Annotated in this window: 14 protein-coding genes; 4 read left to right on the top strand and 10 right to left on the bottom strand. The window is 62.3% G+C overall.

Annotated elements, in window-relative coordinates; all coding sequences use genetic code 11:
• Positions 1-47: 47 nt before the first annotated feature.
• Complete coding sequence (locus V6765_RS16165; RefSeq protein ID WP_448430570.1) at positions 48-932, bottom strand: SMP-30/gluconolactonase/LRE family protein; 885 nt, start codon at positions 930-932, stop codon at positions 48-50.
• Between the two features lie 649 nt (positions 933-1,581).
• Here V6765_RS16165 and apbC point away from each other — a divergent pair.
• Complete coding sequence (gene apbC, locus V6765_RS16160) at positions 1,582-2,688, top strand: iron-sulfur cluster carrier protein ApbC (RefSeq protein WP_448430568.1); 1,107 nt, start codon at positions 1,582-1,584, stop codon at positions 2,686-2,688.
• A gap of 50 nt (positions 2,689-2,738) precedes the next feature.
• On the opposite strand, the gene V6765_RS16155 is transcribed toward apbC, so the two are convergent.
• From V6765_RS16155 to V6765_RS16135, 5 genes are all read right to left on the bottom strand, one after another.
• Positions 2,739-3,461 carry a GntR family transcriptional regulator gene (locus V6765_RS16155; RefSeq protein ID WP_448430566.1) on the bottom strand — a complete coding sequence of 241 codons (723 nt, stop codon included), beginning with the start codon at positions 3,459-3,461 and terminating at the stop codon, positions 2,739-2,741.
• Between the two features lie 537 nt (positions 3,462-3,998).
• Positions 3,999-5,612 carry a BCCT family transporter gene (locus tag V6765_RS16150; protein ID WP_448430564.1) on the bottom strand — a complete coding sequence of 538 codons (1,614 nt, stop codon included), beginning with the start codon at positions 5,610-5,612 and terminating at the stop codon, positions 3,999-4,001.
• Positions 5,613-5,693: 81 nt separating this feature from the next.
• On the bottom strand, positions 5,694-6,110 hold the full coding sequence (locus V6765_RS16145; RefSeq protein ID WP_448430562.1) for a universal stress protein: 417 nt from the start codon (positions 6,108-6,110) through the stop codon (positions 5,694-5,696).
• Between the two features lie 245 nt (positions 6,111-6,355).
• Positions 6,356-8,104 (bottom strand): ABC transporter ATP-binding protein, encoded by a 1,749-nt coding sequence (locus V6765_RS16140; protein WP_448430936.1) that lies wholly within the window; start codon positions 8,102-8,104, stop codon positions 6,356-6,358.
• A 228-nt stretch (positions 8,105-8,332) separates the two neighbouring features.
• On the bottom strand, positions 8,333-10,753 hold the full coding sequence (locus tag V6765_RS16135) for a beta-mannosidase (RefSeq protein ID WP_448430560.1): 2,421 nt from the start codon (positions 10,751-10,753) through the stop codon (positions 8,333-8,335).
• Between the two features lie 172 nt (positions 10,754-10,925).
• Between V6765_RS16135 and modA the strand changes: the two genes are divergently transcribed.
• Genes modA through modC form a run of 3 tightly spaced genes read left to right on the top strand, consistent with a single transcriptional unit; the run spans position 10,926 to position 13,451 of the window.
• Positions 10,926-11,675 carry a molybdate ABC transporter substrate-binding protein gene (gene modA / locus V6765_RS16130; RefSeq protein WP_448430558.1) on the top strand — a complete coding sequence of 250 codons (750 nt, stop codon included), beginning with the start codon at positions 10,926-10,928 and terminating at the stop codon, positions 11,673-11,675.
• A gap of 37 nt (positions 11,676-11,712) precedes the next feature.
• On the top strand, positions 11,713-12,378 hold the full coding sequence (gene modB / locus V6765_RS16125) for a molybdate ABC transporter permease subunit (protein WP_448430556.1): 666 nt from the start codon (positions 11,713-11,715) through the stop codon (positions 12,376-12,378).
• Positions 12,375-13,451: a molybdenum ABC transporter ATP-binding protein gene (gene modC / locus V6765_RS16120; RefSeq protein WP_448430554.1), complete on the top strand. Its 1,077-nt coding sequence runs from the start codon at positions 12,375-12,377 to the stop codon at positions 13,449-13,451. Before modB ends, modC begins: the two co-directional genes overlap by 4 nt.
• Here modC and V6765_RS16115 read toward each other — a convergent pair.
• From V6765_RS16115 to V6765_RS16100, 4 genes are read right to left on the bottom strand one after another with little or no spacing between them, the layout of a single operon-like run.
• Positions 13,441-14,418, bottom strand: coding sequence for a LysR family transcriptional regulator (locus V6765_RS16115; RefSeq protein WP_448430552.1), 978 nt, complete (start codon positions 14,416-14,418; stop codon positions 13,441-13,443). The two genes, modC and V6765_RS16115, sit on opposite strands and share 11 nt — an antisense overlap.
• A 40-nt stretch (positions 14,419-14,458) precedes the next feature.
• Positions 14,459-15,490, bottom strand: coding sequence for an ABC transporter ATP-binding protein (locus V6765_RS16110; protein WP_448430550.1), 1,032 nt, complete (start codon positions 15,488-15,490; stop codon positions 14,459-14,461).
• Between the two features lie 10 nt (positions 15,491-15,500).
• Positions 15,501-16,304, bottom strand: coding sequence for an ABC transporter permease (locus V6765_RS16105; protein ID WP_345899883.1), 804 nt, complete (start codon positions 16,302-16,304; stop codon positions 15,501-15,503).
• Positions 16,297-17,121 (bottom strand): ABC transporter permease, encoded by an 825-nt coding sequence (locus V6765_RS16100; RefSeq protein ID WP_448430548.1) that lies wholly within the window; start codon positions 17,119-17,121, stop codon positions 16,297-16,299. The genes V6765_RS16105 and V6765_RS16100 overlap by 8 nt, the downstream gene beginning before the upstream one ends.
• Positions 17,122-17,211: the final 90 nt, after the last annotated feature.

Raw genomic sequence — 17,211 nt, 5'->3', positions numbered from 1 at the left:
CAGTCATAACAGATTCGCCCCGTCGCGCCACGGCATTTGGCGCGCGCTCAGCGCCCGGCGCGATAGGCCGGATCGAAGCGCGGCTTCGCGCCCGTCACCAGCGCGAACGTGTTGCCGGCATTGGGCTCCTCCTCGGCGCGCGTGCCCTGCGAAGCGCTCGTCACCATCATCCAGCCGCCATCGCGACCGATAAAGGCCGGGCAGGTCGGCTGGCGGGCGGGAAGCTGATAGCGCGCCTTCAGCTTGCCAGCGGGATCGAACTGGTCGAGCACGCCGGCGCCATAACGGGCGTTCCAGATATTGCCATCGCCGTCGCAGACCGCGCCGTCCATGCCGCCGGTCATATGCGCGGTGTCGATGAACACACTGGCCGGGCCCGTCGGCAGGCCGGTTTCCGGCGCGATCGGAACGGACATCAACTGGTTGACGTCGGTGTCGACATAATAGCCGGTCGCCCCGTCCGGCGAAAAGCAGATCGCGTTCGGGATGGTGATCTTGTCGAACAGTTTGGTCACCACGCCTTCCAGCACATGGTAGATCGCGCCGGCCCCCTTTTCGGCGTTTTTGCCCATGGTCGACACCCAGAAGGCGCCGGAGGCATGAACCCGGGCGTCATTGGAGCGGGTGACGGCGTTATCCGCCTCGATCGCCACATGCAGCGACAACGCGCCGGTGGAGGTGTCGCGGAAATAGAGCCCGGTCTCGGTGGAGATCACCTGGCGGTGCTCATCCACCACCGCTAAAGCGCTTGCCATCTCCGGAAGCTGAATGATCCGGCGCTCGCGGCTGGACGCGTTCAGCAGGTGCAGCTTGCTGGCATTGATGTCGAACCACCAGATCATGTCGGTGTCTTGGTCATAGCCCGGCCCCTCGCCAAGCGACATCCGGTCCGTCACCAAGATCCTGCCCTCGAATACGGTCTCTGTGATCATTGTCTCTCCCGATGCCCCTCATTTCTTTTTTATGTTGCCGCCGCGCGTATCACGGAAATTCCCGGCCTTTCCAGAGGAAAGACAAGGCTTGGCGATAAATCAAGCGCTCAGTTTGGCCGCATGCCGGGATGGAAGCCCCCCGCCGGCACTTCGACTCGCTTTTTTCAAGTCTGCGGCGGAAGCCGGCAAAAGCGGGGCGGAGGCTTAAAAAATAAGCGGAGTCAATAATTTGTGCAGTGCAGCAAATCGAACAGAATCCGATCTCGCACTACATTGAGTCTAAATCATTGTTCCAGCCGTAAAAAAGCTGCTTGCAAAGGCAAACCGAATAGTCCATCTTCTCGACAGTTCCAGAGGGGATGAAAACAAATACGCGCCCAAGAGCGCGGACTTAAGACAATAGAAACGCCGGCGCCTTGAACCTTCGGGTTCCTTCAAAAGCGCCGGCGTTTCTATCGTTTTGCTTGGACCATCCCTGGCACTGTTCTGTCGCGAGACTTGCTGCCGCCCTTTGTCCGGCTACTCCGGATGTCGCCCCCTTGCCAAAAACCATTGCGCCGAAAGGCCGGATTCCGGCTTTGCCCCGGCTTTGCCATTGGCGCGTGCGGCATTTCCCATTATCTAGGGCTTACACCCAAGGATCAGTTTCATGACCGAAATCACCAGCCAGCAGGTTCTCAGAAGCCTTGAAGCCGTCAACCTTCCCGATGGCAAACCGCTTGCCTTCAGCGGGCTTGTCTCCGACATATTCGTGACCGACGGAAAAATCTATTTTTCGCTGACCGTGCCGGGCGGAGACGCAAAAGCCTTTGAACCCGTGCGACAGGCCGCGGCCAAGGCGGCCGAATCCATCCCCGGCTCCCGCCAGGCCTTCGTGACGCTGACGGCCGACAAGCCGGCGAGCTCGCAAAAGCCCGGCCCGTCCGAGCCGCCCAAAAAACTGGAACAGCCCGCCAAGCCGGATATCCCGGGAATCGGCTCGATCATCGCGGTCGCCTCCGGCAAGGGCGGTGTCGGCAAGTCCACCACCTCGGTCAATCTGGCGCTTGGCCTTGCCGCCGAAGGACTGAAGGTCGGCCTGCTCGACGCCGATATTTACGGGCCGTCCATTCCGAGACTGTTCGGCTTGTCCGGCCGGCCGATGCAGGGCCCGGGGCGCACCATCATGCCGATGGAGAAATTCGGCTTGAAGGTGATGTCGATCGGCTTTCTGGTCGATGAGGGCACCGCCGTGATCTGGCGCGGACCGATGGTGCAGTCGGCGCTGATGCAGATGCTGCGCGAGGTTGCCTGGGGCGAGCTCGACGTGCTGGTGGTCGACATGCCGCCCGGCACCGGCGACGCCCAGCTCACCATGGCCCAGCAGGTGCCGCTCGCCGGCAGCGTGGTGGTCTCGACCCCGCAGGACCTGGCCCTGATCGACGCCCGCAAGGCGATCGCCATGTTCAACAAGGTCTCGGTGCCCGTGCTCGGCATCGTCGAGAACATGAGCACCTTCATCTGCCCCGATTGCGGCGCGACCCACAATATCTTCGGCCATGGCGGCGCGAAAGCCGAGGCAGAGAAGATCGGCGTGCCGTTTCTGGGCGAAGTGCCGCTGGCAATGGACATCCGCGAAAAATCGGATGCCGGCACGCCGGTCGTCGTCGATCAGCCCGATGGACCGCATGCGGCGGCCTACCGGTCGATCGCCAGGGCCGTACATGAAGGTCTCAACGCCCGCACCCGCTCAGCGCCGTCGATCGTTTTCGAATAGCGCCAGCTCGACGTCTGACAGAGGTCAGGCCCGACAGACCGGATTCAGCCTCAATAGAGACTGGCCTCATTTCGGAGCTGAAACCGGGCGGGGTCGTAGATCGCGTGCGCGAGGAGTATCAGCTCATCATCCCGGCTGAACACTTCCGATTCAATCGTCAGTGCCGGGGAAAGCGCCGAAATGCCGATGGCATCGGCGGCCGCCGGCGGGCAGGCGATTGCGCTGACATTCTGCACAACCCGCTCGACCGGCCGGTCATAGATTTCCGCGACCAGGCCCGAGACCGAGGCAAGACCGTGACGCGCTAGGGACGGCTCAAGCCCGGCATAGCGGCCGGGAATGAACATGTGGTTCCAGCAAAACGCCCGCAGCCGGCCCGACATGCGCCTGACACCGATCACCTCCAGCCACTTCCCGTCGTGACATCCCCTGCCCCGCAACAGCGGCTCCTCGCTCTCCTCCACCATCCGGGTGGTCCAGATGTCGAGCACGGTTTCGCGCTCGAGGCGCATCAGCTCCGCCAGTGAGTTGGTTCTCATCCGGAAATGAAGCTGGGGCGTGAGCGCGGTCACGATCGTACCGACCCGCTTGCGCCGGGCCACAAGACCCTCCGCCTCCAGCTCGCTCAAGGCTCGCCTGAGCGTGGTGCGGCTCACGCCGCGCTGGGCGGCAAATTCCACTTCAGGTAGCAGTCTGTCGCCGACCTTGAATTGGCCGGAGGTGAGCTCCTCACGCAGGGCCCGGGTCAGTTGCTTGTGTCGCGGTGCGCTCATTCACTTTCTCCGAAAACAGAGAGTGATCTGACGAACAATCGTCAGACGCTGGTAAAGAACCTGGATTAGGCCGGAAATGCGGCATAGGGCGCGCAGGCAATCTCGGCGCTGGGGTCTCGACGTCGCCGCCGGGCCTTCATCGAGACCTGTCGCTCGTCCTGTCCGGACGCGTCACCAGATCGTCCGGTGGCGTTCGCCGCTCCAAAACCTCCGGCTGCAATGCCGGACAGGGGAAAACGCCGGGGCCCCGATCAGGCAAGCGGCGAAGGCTGAAAAAGAAGACTGAAAGCGTTGATAATCAGAAAATGTCATCGGAAATAGAACTCGGTTGACCCTTCCTGCCCGCACTTTAACGTTGTGACAGGTTGTACACTTGCCTACAGCGATTACGCGGAAGTTGCAAGCCGCCGCGCCGGTTGTAAATCGATTTGCATTTTTTCAGCGGATGCGATGCGGAAGACAGGCGCAAAGCCCCCCAAACAAAAAGGCGGCGCCCGCTGGGGACGCCGCCTTTGAATATGCTCCGCCACGATCGACCTATCGCGGCTCGCTTCTGAGCCCTTTCACGATGGCAAAGCAGGCCAGCAACAGCACGAAGGTGAACGGGAAGCCCGTCGACACGGCCATCGCCTGCAGCGCCGTCAGGCCGCCGCCGAGCAACAGCGCGATCGCCACAAGGCCCTCGAAGCTTGCCCAGAACACGCGCTGCGGCACCGGCGCATCGACCTTGCCGCCCGCGGTGATCGTGTCGATCACGATCGAGCCGGAGTCCGACGAGGTCACGAAGAACACGATGACGAGGACGATGCCGATAACCGATGTGATCGTCGCCAGCGGCAGCGCCTCCAGCATGATGAACAGCTTCAGATCGAGCGGCGCCTGGGCAAGAGCCTCATAGTTGTTGACGATGATCTCGCGGATCGCGGTATCGCCGAACACCGTCATCCATACGATCGAGACAACCGACGGAATGACCAGCACGCAGGTGATGAACTCGCGCACTGTGCGGCCGCGCGAAACGCGGGCGATGAACATGCCGACGAAGGGCGACCAGGAAATCCACCAGGCCCAGTAGAACGACGTCCAGCCATCCAGGAAGTTCTTGTCGCTCCGGCCGAACGGATTGGCAAGCTCCGGCAGATAGCGGGCATAATCCACGAAATTGGTGAATATGCCGCTAAGAATGGCAAGCGTGGGACCGACGGCGACCACGAACACAAGCAGCAGGGCCGCAAGCGCCATATTGATCTTCGAAAGCCGCTGGACGCCGGCATCCATGCCCGCGACCACCGATGTGAGCGCGATGCCGGTAATGAAGACGATCAGGACCACCTTGGAGACCTCGCTCACCGGCAGGCCGAAGATATGATTGAGGCCGGCATTGGCCTGTTCCGCGCCGATGCCGAGCGAGGTCGCAAGCCCGAACAGGGTTGCGAGAACCGCCAGCACGTCAATGATGTGGCCGGTCCAGCCCCAGACGCGCTCGCCAAAGATCGGATAGAACACCGAGCGCATGGCGAGCGGCAGGCCCTTATTGTAGGAAAACAGCGCCAGCGCCAACGCGACGATGGCGTAGATTGCCCAGGGATGAAGCGCCCAGTGGAAAATCGTCGCAGACATGGCAAGCGACTGCGCCTTCACCGAGTCGCCCGGCGCGCCGCCGAGCGGGGCCCAGCTATCCGGCGTGCCGGCATTCTCCGCGATCGAGGACGTGTAGTGCGAAATCGGTTCGGAGACGCCGTAGAACATCAGCCCGATACCCATTCCCGCGGCGAAAAGCATCGCGAACCAGCCGGTATAGGTATAATCCGGCTTGGCGTCCGCGCCGCCGAGGCGAATCTTGCCGTAGGGCGAGAAAATCAGATAGATGCCGAGCAGCACGAAGACGTTGCCGGCCAGAAGGAAGAACCAGTCGAAGGTCGAGGTCAGCCAGTCGCGCATGCCGTTGAACACGGCCTCAGCCTGATTCTGGAAGGCGAGCGTGACCAGCACGAAGGCGACGACGGCAAGACCCGAGATCAGAAAGACCGGGTTATGGATGTCGAGACCGAACGGACCGATATTGGTGGTGATATTGTCCTGGCCGATCTCGTAATCGGTGTCGATGATGTCTGTCTCGCCCTCAGGCTCGGGTATCCCCGTGTCGGACATATAATATCTCCTTGTTTCACTTCGACGCATCGGCCCGGACTTGGGCGTCGGTCGATCCGCGATGTCTAATCTTCAAACGGCTCAGCCGCGCACCAGCAGCACCGATGCCTTGGTATGCGTTGCAAGCTGGCCGCCATGGGAATGCATGAAATGGTCGGCAAGGTTGGGCACATGGGTTGCCATAACCACCAGATCGCAGCCGAGTTCATCGACGGAGCGTGCAAGCGACTGGTTGATGTCGACCGCCGGATCGTGGGCGACAACAACATGAATGTCGGTCGCCAGGCCGTGTTCGGACTCCTGCGCTTTCGCAAAGGCCTCGAGCTTCTGCCGGTATTCCTCCGGATTGTGGCCAAGCGCGCCCGGCGCCGATGATGTGACGCCGACATAGATAACGGATGCGCCATAGAGCTTGCCGATATCGCCCGCAGCCTTCAGGCCGCGCTCAAGCTTCTCCGCATGGGCCAGATCGACGGGTACCATGATTTTCGTAAACATCGCGATTCCTGGATTTGCGGGTTTGCCGACCCGCCGGTTTCCTTCCCTCTTCCACAAGGCCTGTGGGGCTTTCCGCCAGCACGACATATGCCGATCACGAAAAAGCCACATTCTGTTTAGCATTTCGCCGCATGCCCCGCAAATCGAGCGAGGCATATTGTCGCTGCACCGGGCTGAAGCGGACGCAAAAAAGCCATGGCGCGCAAGGGCAGCCATGGCTTTTCAAAAAAATCGGAGGACGGCGATCAGGCCTCTTCGAGCTGGGGAAGAATCTGCAACTCGTAAAGGCGCCGGTAGGGCCCGTCATGGGCGAGAAGCTCGCGCTGCGGCCCCTGCTCCAATATCTTGCCGTTTTCGAGAACGACGATGTTGTCGGCCGACGTGATCGTTGCGAGACGGTGGGCGATCACGATCGTGGTGCGATCCTTGGTCAGCCGCTTCAGCGCATCCTGCACCAGCGATTCGGCATAGGAATCGAGCGCGCTGGTCGCCTCGTCGAGGATCAGGATATCGGCGTCGCGCAACATCGCGCGGGCAATGGCCAGACGCTGTTTCTGGCCGCCGGAAAGATTGCCGCCGTTTTCGCCGACGAGGGAGTCATAGCCATTGTTCATGTTCATGATGAAATCATGCGCATGCGCCGCCTTGGCCGCCTCGATGATTTCCTCTTCGGTGGCCCCCTGACGGCCAAGCTCCAGATTGTCTCTCACCGTGCCGTTGAACAGGAATGTATCCTGACCGACATAGGACATGTGCGCGCGAAGCGACTCGAAGGACACCTGCCTGAGGTCGAGGCCGTTGACCGTGACCGAGCCTTCATCGGGGTCGAACATGCGCATGACGAGATTGATGATCGTCGACTTGCCGCCGCCGGACGCACCCACCAGAGCCGTTGTCTTGCCCGCGGGGAAGACGAGGTTCAGGTTCTTGAACAGCGGTTTGTTCTCGTCATAGGAGAAACCGACATTATCGAAGATGATCTCGCCACCGCCCGGAGGAACCGGCTGGGCGTTTTCGGCTTCGGTCAGCATGATCGGATGATCCTTGAGCTCGTACATCATCCTGACCCCGACCATGGCCGATTCGAGATTCACGCGCATACGGGCCAACCGCTTGGCTGGCTCATAGGCCAGAAGCAGAGCGGTGATAAAGGACATCAGCTCCCCGGGTGTCTGGCTGCCGCCGACAACCCAAAGACCGCTCAGCGCGATCACGCCGGCGATCGCCAGACCCGATAGCGTTTCCATGATCGGGCTTGTGGCTGCGGAAAGCCGGGCGATGCTGTTGGCACGATGCTCCACCTGGGTGACCTGCAGGTCCATGCGCTTGCGCATGTGTTCCTCCAGGCCAAACGCCTTGATGATGCGAACGCCTGTGGAAGCTTCCTGAACGCTTTCGATGATCTTGGCGAAGGCGGTCAGTTCCTGCTGCATGATATGGCGGACCTTGTTGGTCAGGTAGCGAACGCCGATAAAGGCCGCCGGTCCGAGAATGAAGGAAACAAGCGATAGGATCGGTTGCTGGATGAACATCACGATGACCAGTCCGATCAGCGAAAACAGGTCGCGGATTGCCGAGGTCAGGATCAGATCCATCGCCGTCCTTGCCGCCTGGGCATTGTTGGTCAGGCGCATGACAAGGTCGGAGGACGGAAACCGGATGAAGAAGTTCAAATCCTGCTGCAGGATCCGGCTGAAGATGCTGCTTTGGGTCTTGGCGATGATATTGTTGCCGGCCTTGCTCAGGATCACGATCTGGAAGTAGGTCGCGATGCCCTTGACGATGAAGATCAGCGCCACGCCGCCTGCAAGCATGAACATGCGGTTCATGTCTTTCGAAACCACGGTTTCGTTGACAATATCCTTCATGATCCATGCGCTCATGGAGGTCATGCCGGCGACAATCAGCATGGCGACCGTCGCCAGAGCATACCATGGAGCCTGGTCGCGCAGGTTCTCCGACAGCAGCCGATAAAGCAGGCTGCGGTTGGCCATGGGAATAAATCGCGCTGCGACCTTGTCGAGCAGACGCTTGAAAACAGAGGTTCTGGGCATTGGGATGCGTTGTTCCATATCGATTAGGGCCCTTCGCTGTCGCGCGGCAACACTGTCGTGCGCTCATCGTCCCATTCGGCATTGGGCGCCGACAAATAGGCCAATCGTCGCGCAAGGGCAAGGCCCGCACGTCCCAGTGAACGAAGAACAACACGGAGGTGTGTCTTATCAGCCCCTCAAATACCGCAGCGCCGGGGCGCCCTCGCGCGGAAGATGCGCGGTCCGTCTGCGGGTCACCGTCAGCACCTTGTCTTCGCCCGGCAGCAGCGTGAAGCAATTGTCGGAATAGATGTCGTCGCCGCCGTGATCATAGGTCACATAGAGCGCCGGCCGATCAGTTGCGAGTATGATCCGGTCGTCTTCAGCGTGGACGGTGATGTTCGGCTCCCCGAAGCGATAGGCTTTCGGCCGCTGCGGCAGATACTCGTTTTCGCCGAGATGATTGCCGTCGCCGTCGCGCCAGTCGAACAGAAGGAAGGTGCTTTCGCCCAGGCTTTCGGGACGGATGCGAGTAATCTCGACCACGGCATCCACGCTGGTGACCACCTCATAGGTTCCCAGTTCGGAAACCGTGCCATCGGTCGCATCGACAGTGCGCAGCCTGACGGTGATCGGCTTTTCGTCCTCGATATCGGAGACCGCGAGCAGAACGATCGCGCCGGTTGCCGGGTCCGGTTCCGCCGTCACCATCAGCGGCGCGAAGAAGCGGCGGGCGAGATACTGCGTGGTCTTCCAGCCGCCGCCATATTCAAGGCTCGACCAGCTTGCCACCGGCCAGGTGTCGTTCAACTGCCAGAACAACGTGCCCATGGTGCGGGGCTTGTTTGAACGCCAGAATTCGATCGCCGTCTTCATCGCCAACCCTTGCGAAAGCTGACTCAGATAGACCATGTCCTCGAAACTGTCGGGGAAGCGGAAATAGCGCGCGATGGTCTCAACGATGCGGCTATTGCCGCCGATATTGCGCTGGTGGACGTCCATGACGGCGGAGGAGACGTTGCGGTCTTCCGGCGCGGTGAAGCTTTCGATCACCCGCATCGAGGGAAACGACTGGAAGCCGAATTCCGAGCAGAAGCGCGGGCGGACCGTGCGGTAATGCTCGAAATCCTTGGCCGAGTGCCAGACATCCCAGAAATGCATGTCGCCCGAGGTATCGACATGCCAGCCATCGCCGAAATCGAGCCGCCCGACCGAGGGCGATGACGGGCGGAACGGCAGGCCGATCGCCTCATCCTCCACCGCTTCCTCGAGCGCGTGATTGAGCCGGTCGTAGATCGCGAGATAGCGATCGCGGTTCTCGATGCTCTCCTCGTACCAGCTGAGCGCGCCCACCAGTTCGTTGTCGCCGCACCACAGCGCGATCGAAGCGAAGCGCGACAGCCGGCGTAATTGCTGACGGGCTTCCACGCGGACCAGATCGAGAAAGCCGCGCTCATGGGCGGGATAGTGGCTGCAGGCGAACATGAAATCCTGCCAGACCATGATGCCAAGCTCATCGCAGAGTTCGTAAAACCAGTCGGCCTCATACTGCCCGCCGCCCCAGACGCGGATCATGTTCATATTGGCCTCGACCGCCGAGACCAGCAGGTCGCGTACCTGATCGGGCGTCGCGCGGCCCGGCAGGGCATCGCCCGGAATCCAGTTGGCGCCCTTCATGAAGATCTCGCGGCCGTTGATCTGAAAGGCGAAGCGATGACCGATTTCGTCGGCATTGGTCAGCAGTGCAACGCTGCGCAGGCCGATGCGGAAATCGCGCCGCTGGCCGGCCAGCGACACGGCAAGATCGTAAAACGCCTGCTCCCCGTGGCCCGCCGGCCACCACAGCCGCGGATTCTCGACCCGCACAGTCACCGTGACCCGGTTTTCGCCGGGCCATGCGGTCAGCATGCCCGTCGCCCGCGCGCCGTCGATTTCGACCGTCGCCTCGGCTTGCCCCGGCGCAAAGGCGAAGGCATGGAAGGTCACATCGAGTTCCACCGCGCCGCCCGCATGGCGCTGGCGGATCGCGACATCGTCAAGCCTCAGATCACCGGTGCGCACCAGCTTGATTTCGCCGTAGAAGCCGAGCGGCGACAGCGCGATCCCCCAGTCCCAGCCGCCATGGCATTGCGCCCGGCGCAGGAAGTTCAAATGGCCGATCCGGCTGTTCTTGGTGTAGGGTATCGGAAATTCGGAGGCTTTCGCGCGCTTTTCCGCCTCGCGCGAATTGGAAAGGAACCGCACCGCGATCTCGTTTTCGCCCGCGCGCAACAGCCCGGTCACGTCGAAGTCATAGCGCAGGAACTGGCTTTCGCAGCGCCCGGCGGACTTGCCGTTGACGCTGACCTCGGCGAGGCAATCGACGCTTTCGAAGCGCAGGGTGAACCGGCCGCCCTCGACATCAGAAAGCTGGAAGCGCTTGACGGCGACCCATTCGGCCTCGTGGACCCAATCGGTTCTGGGCTCGTTGTCGCGGTAATAGGGGTCCTCGATCGCACCGGCGGCCAGTAGCGCGGAATGGACATCGCCGGGCGCGGACAGCGTGACGGAACTGTTGTGAGCGTCGGAGGAAAACACCCAGTCGTCGTTGAGATCGAGAATATCCGTCATGCTGCTTCCGCCCGTTGAATTGAAACGACACCTTACTAGAGGTTTTTTGGTTCTCTCTAAACCGATTTTAAAGAGGCGGCGGCAGAATTTTGCGGCGTCTTGTCGCGCAGGGCGCATTTGACCCCTGCACAATCAGCAGGCACATTTCCCGTATCCGTCCCTGGAGACCATGATGCGCCGTCTGTTCCTTTTCGCCCTCCTGCTTATGCCGCTCGCGACGACGCCGGTGGCTGCCGACGAAGTCACCGTCGCCGTCGCCGCGAATTTCACTGGCACCGCCGAGGAGATCGCCGAGGCCTTTCACGAAGAGACCGGCCACGATGCGGTGCTGAGTTTCGGCTCGACCGGCAGGCTCTATGCCCAGATCATCCACAGCGCGCCCTTTGAGGTGTTTCTTGCCGCCGATGAGGAGCGTCCCGCGCTTGCCATCGAAGAAGGATACGCGGTGGAAGGCAGCGCCTTCGTCTATGCGCTCGGCGCGCTGGTGCTTTACAGCGCCGATCCCGATCTCGTGGACCCGGAAGGCAAGGTGCTCCTCCATCCCGAACGCTTCGCAAAACTGGCGATCGCCAATCCGCGCACCGCTCCCTATGGAGCGGCGGCAGTGGAAGCGATGACGGCGCTCGGCTTCTACGAGACGCTCGCCGAACGGCTGGTCGAGGGCGAGAGCATCACCCAGGCCTATCAGTTCGTCGCCACCGGCAATGCCGCGCTCGGCTTCGTGGCCCTGTCTCAGCTTGTCGGCGAGCCCGGCGGCTCGCGCTATGAGGTGCCGGCCGATTTGTATAGCCCGATCGCCCAGGGCGCGGTTCTTTTGAAGAAGGGCGAGAACAATATCGCGGCGCGGGCGTTTATGAGCTTCCTGAAGGGCGATACCGCCCGCAAAATTGTCGAAAATCACGGCTACCGGCTGCCGTCGTGATTCCTGGCAGTCGGGAATGGGCCCTGGAGCGGAAATAATGTGGGAAGCCGTATTCCTGACGCTGAAACTTGCCGGCGTCACGACCTTGTTCCTGATGATATTGGGCGTGCCGCTTGCGTGGTGGCTGGCGCGGTCGCACACATGGTGGAAGGAAGTGATCGGCGCGGTCGTCGCCCTTCCCCTGGTTCTGCCGCCGACGGTGCTCGGCTTCTACCTTCTGATCGCCTTAAGCCCGCAGAGCCCGCTGGGCGCTATGATCGGCAAGTCCATCGGCTTTACCCTGCCCTTCACATTCGCTGGTCTGGTGGTCGGCTCGGTGATCTACTCCCTGCCTTTTGCCGTGCAACCGGTGCGCAACGCCTTCGAGGCGATCGGCAATGATCCGCTGGAGGCGGCCGCGACGCTGAGGGCCGGACCGGTCGACCGCTTCTTTTCCGTGGCCCTGCCGCTTGCCCGGCCCGGCCTCATCACCGGCGCGATCCTCGGCTTTGCCCACACCGTCGGCGAGTTCGGCGTGGTGCTGATGATCGGCGGCAATATTCCCGGCAAGACCAAGGTGCTCTCGGTGGCGATCTACGACTATGTCGAGACCCTGCAATGGGGAAAGGCGCATATCCTTGCCGCCGGCATGCTGGCGTTTTCCTTCATCGTCATTCTTTCGACAATGCTGATCGAGCGACGCATGCGGAGGCGCTTTCCATGACCGGTGACAGACTTTCCGCCCGTTTCGCCGGAAGATTCGGCGCGTTTTTGCTGGATGCATCGTTCCGGTTTCCGAAAAGCGGGGTCACCGCGTTGTTCGGTCCCTCCGGCTGCGGCAAGACCAGCCTGCTGCGTTGTTTCGCGGGACTGGAACACCTGCCGGACGGGGAATTCTCGATCGATGGCGAGGTTTGGCAGGACGGCAGACGCTTCCGGCCGCCGCATTGCCGCGAGGTCGGCTATGTGTTCCAGCAGGCCAATCTGTTTCCCCATCTGACCGTCCGCGATAACCTGCGCTACGGCGAGAAGCGGGCGAAGCGCGATGGCAAGGCGCGGTTTGACGAACTGGTCGCGTTGCTCGGTCTTCCCAACCTTCTGGAGCGCATGCCGGCGCGGCTTTCCGGCGGCGAGCGCCAAAGGGTCGCGATCGCCCGCGCGCTGCTTTCGCAGCCGAAACTGCTGTTGATGGACGAGCCGATGTCGGCGCTCGACATCCACGCGCGCCAGGAAATCTTTCCCTATCTGCAGAACCTGAGGCAGAGCCTTTCCATTCCGGTGCTCTACGTCACTCACGCGCCCGACGAGGTGGCCCGGCTTGCCGATCATCTGGCGGTGATGCGCGACGGGCGCGTGATCGCTTCCGGCCCCACCGCCGAGACGCTTGCCCGCCTCGACCTGCCGATGGCGCATGAGCGCCGCGTCGGGATAGCGATCGACGCACGGATCGCCGATATCGACCTGCGCTGGCAACTGGCGCTTGCCAAGTTCGAAGGCGGCGCGCTGTGGATCGCCCATACCGGCAGAGAGGTCGGTGAGCCGGTGCGACTGATGATCCATGCCCGCGACGTCTCGATCGCGCTCACCGAAAACCTGAATGTCTCGATCATCAACCGGGTGCCGGCGATCGTGCGCGAGATCGCGCGCGGCGATCATCCCTCCGTCATGATCGTGCATCTGGAGATCGGCAGCAGGCTGATCATGGCGCGCGTCACCGCCCGTTCGGCCAATCTCCTCAGCCTGCAGCCCGGTATGGCCGTCTATGCCCAGATCAAGTCGGTGGCGATCATCGATTGATGCGGCCGCGTTCCTGCTCGGCGGTGGCAGGCGCGCCGTCCCCGGGCACCCAGGCGCCTTCCGACGACACCTTGCGGCAGAACTCGGCGGCGCTGCTGCGGGCGTGATCGGCGACGCTGCGCAGGATATTCTGGCCGACGGTCGTCTGATAGGTGGCAACGATCGGCATCGGCGGAAACGGCTTGGTCACGCTCACCCGGCACAGCAGGCCGTTCTCCAGCTCGCGCGCGATCGCCACCGAGGGGATCGCGGCGAGGCCGAAGCCGCCGATCAGCAGATTGATCATCGCAAAAAGGGAGTTCGAACTCGTCAGCTTGGAGGCCAGCACCCGTTCGTCCTGAAAATAGGGCGCGACATAGGCATAGGGCGGCGTGCCCTTGGGGAAGGTGATGATCGGCATCCGCGACAATTCGTCGACGCTGTAGGTGGTGTTGCGGTCGACCACCGCGGGGGCCGCGGCCCAGACCATTTCGTAATAGCAGATGATGAAGGAGCGGAAACTGTCGCCGATCGCGGGCTCGATGCCGAAAATCAGGTCGAACTCGCCATGGGCGAGGCCGGCGATGAGATCGCGCGTTCCCTCGATCGTCAGTTCGACCCTGAGGTTCGGCATCGCCTGGCTCAGCGCCTCGATGAAATCGGGCATCCAGGTGGCGACCACGGAATCGATCGCGCCGATGCGCACGATATAGGCGGCGTCAGCGCCGCCCTCCTTGAGGTCGGATTTCAGCGTGTTGAGCTTTTCCAGCACATCCTGGAACACGCGCAGCGCCTCCTCGCCCGCCGGCGTCAGCCGGAATTCGCGGTCGCCGCGCTCGACAAGCCGGCAGGCGTAATCGCGCTCGAGAATGGCAAGGCGCGAGGAAATGGCCGGCTGGGTGGTGTTCAGCTCCCGGGCGGTGCGGCCGAAATGCCGGTTGCGGGCAAGCGCCACGAAGGTGGCCATATCGATGATGCGCATCGCCATACGCTACCAGCCTCCGCGCGGTCTCACAATCAAAAGTGGCTCAGCGGGCGAGAACGCGAATGCGATCGGGATCGATGGAAAGCGCGACCTCGTCGCCCGGCTGCAGCACGGTTTCGTTGTCGGTGAGCATGCGGATGGTCTCGCCGGCAAGCTCCAGCACATAACGGTTGCGCGCGCCGAGGTAGACCCGGGTCTTGACCTTCGCCTTCAGCCCCTCGCCAGAAGCTGCGACGGTCAGGTCCTCCTGCCGCAGCACCACGGACACCGGACCGGTTACGGCCTCTGACGGCACGGCCAGGCGCTGGCCGTCCTCCAGCAAGGCGAGCCCGCCATTTTCCAGCGTCGCGTGCAGCACATTGGCAGAGCCGATGAAGCCGGAGACGAACGCGGTCGCCGGGCGGGCGTAGATCTCGGCGGGCGCGCCCTCCTGCTCGACCTTGCCGGCGTTCAGCAGCACCACCCGGTCGGAAAGGCTCAGCGCCTCCTCCTGGTCGTGGGTCACGAACAGCGTGGTCAGCCCGAGGCGGCGATGGATCTCGATCAGTTCCACCTGCATGTCCTCGCGCAGCCGGGCATCGAGGTTGGAGAGCGGCTCGTCGAGCAACAGCACCTTCGGGTTGGAGACGATGGCGCGGGCGAGCGCCACGCGCTGCTGCTGGCCGCCGGAAAGCTGGCGCGGATAGCGGTCGGAAAGATGGCCGAGCTGCACCGTCTCCAGCGCAGCCTTCACCCGCTCATCCTGCTCATCGCGCGCGCCGATGCGACGCATGCGCAGCGGAAAGCGGACATTCTCGTAAACGCTCAGATGCGGCAGCAGCGCGTAGGACTGGAACATCATCGCGATATCGCGCTTTTCCGGCGGCAGTCCCGTCACATCCTGGCCATCGATGACAACATGACCGCCGGTGACGGCCTCAAGCCCGGCAACGGTGCGCAAAAGCGTGGTCTTGCCGCAGCCGGATGCGCCGAGCAGGCTGACGAATTCGCCCGAGGACAGCGCGAGGTCGATGCCGTGAAGCACCTCCACCTTGCCGTAGGACTTCCTGATCCGATCGAGATGAATATCCGACATGATTATATTCCTAGGCAGAGGCGAATTTCCGGATACCGAGCACGCGGTCGATAACCAGAATGAGGATGACGGTGAGCGCGATCATGATCGTGGAAACCGCGGCGACGGACGGGTCGGGGCTGAATTCGAGCTGGCCGTAGATCTGCACCGGCAGCGTGGTCATGTCCGGGGTGCGCAGGAACAGCGACAGCACCGCCTCGTCGAACGAGATGTTGAAGGCGAAGAACGCGCCGGCGGCAAGCCCCGGCCGGCATTGCGGCAGCACCACGAACACGAGCCTCTGGATGCGCCCCGCCCCCATGGTGCGGGCCGCCTCCTCGATGAAGGGATCGGACTCGCTCAAAACGGCGAGCGTGGTGCGCACCACATAGGGCAGCGTGATCGCGGTATGGCCGATCCACAGCGTGACGAAGGAGACCGGCCCGAAAGCGGCGCTCCAGAACATCAACAGGCCGATGGCGTAGATGATCGTCGGCAGGATCAGCGGCGAGAGAAACAGCGCGCCGAGCAGCTCCGATTGCGGCAATTGCCGGCGATGGATCGCGATCGCCGCAGCGCCGCCGATGGTGACGGAGGAGAGCGTCACCAGCAGCGCGATGCCGAGGCTCAGCGCCCCGGACGAGAGATAGGCGCTCGACGACAGCACCTTTTGATACCATTCGAGCGAGAAGCCCTTCGGCGGAAAGGCGATAAACTGGTTGGCCGAAAACGAGGTGCCGATCACCACCACCAGCGGCGCCAGCATGACCAGCACGATCAGCGCGATGAACACGACCGTCGCGATCTTCAGCCACAGCGGAACGGCCTTAACCATGGTGGCCACCCGTCAGTTTGAAATAGGGGATGAGAGTGAGCGCGATGCCGAGGAACAGGATCACGGCCTGGGCGGCGGCGAAATGCCAGTCGAGCGTTTGCGTGACCGAGGAATAGATCGAGGCCGCCAGCACCTGAAGGCGCGGTCCGCCAAGCAGGCTCGGCGTCACGAACGAACTCGCCGAGAGCGTGAAGGCCAAAAGCGAACCGGCGGCGATGCCCGGCATGGCAAGCGGCAGCACCACATGCCGGAACGACTGCAGGAACGAACAGCCCATGGTCCGCGCGGCTTCCTCCAGCCGCTGGTCGATGCGGGTCACGACGCCGAGGATAGACAGCGTCATGAACGGCAGCAGCACCTGCACCATGCCGATCACGATCGCGGTTTCGGTGCGCATCAGCGTGAAATTGCGCTTCACCAGGCCGAGATCGTAAAGCATCGACGAAATGATGCCGCCGCGCTCGAAGATCACCATCCAGCCGAAGGTGCGGATCACCACGCTGGTCATCAGCGGCAGCAGGATCACGATGATCAGCCACAGCCTGAGCCGGGGCCCGGCGCGGGCCATGATATAGGCAAGCGGAAAGCCGACAAGCGCTGCGATCAGCGTGATGATGAAGGACAGCCGGATCGTGCGCCACAGCACATTGAGGTAATAGGGCTCGCGGATAAACTCGGCAAAATGGGCAAGGGTGAAGCCTTCCGGCCCCATGACCGACAGCATCAGCATGCGCGCGATCGGCAGGAAGAACGCCAGCGCCAGCAGCAGCAGGCCGGGCGACACCAGAAGCGCGTTTTCTGCACGGTCGGACTTCATCCGCTGGATTTCCTTTTATCGATGCTGCACGCGGTGGAAGCGTCTAACCATAGCGCATCCGTCCCGCATAGCCCCCCAATCTTCTCGCCC

The sequence above is a fragment of the Martelella sp. FOR1707 genome, assembly GCF_053484265.1.
Note: the sequence above shows the minus strand (reverse complement) of the source record. Positions and strands in the feature narration are given on the sequence as shown.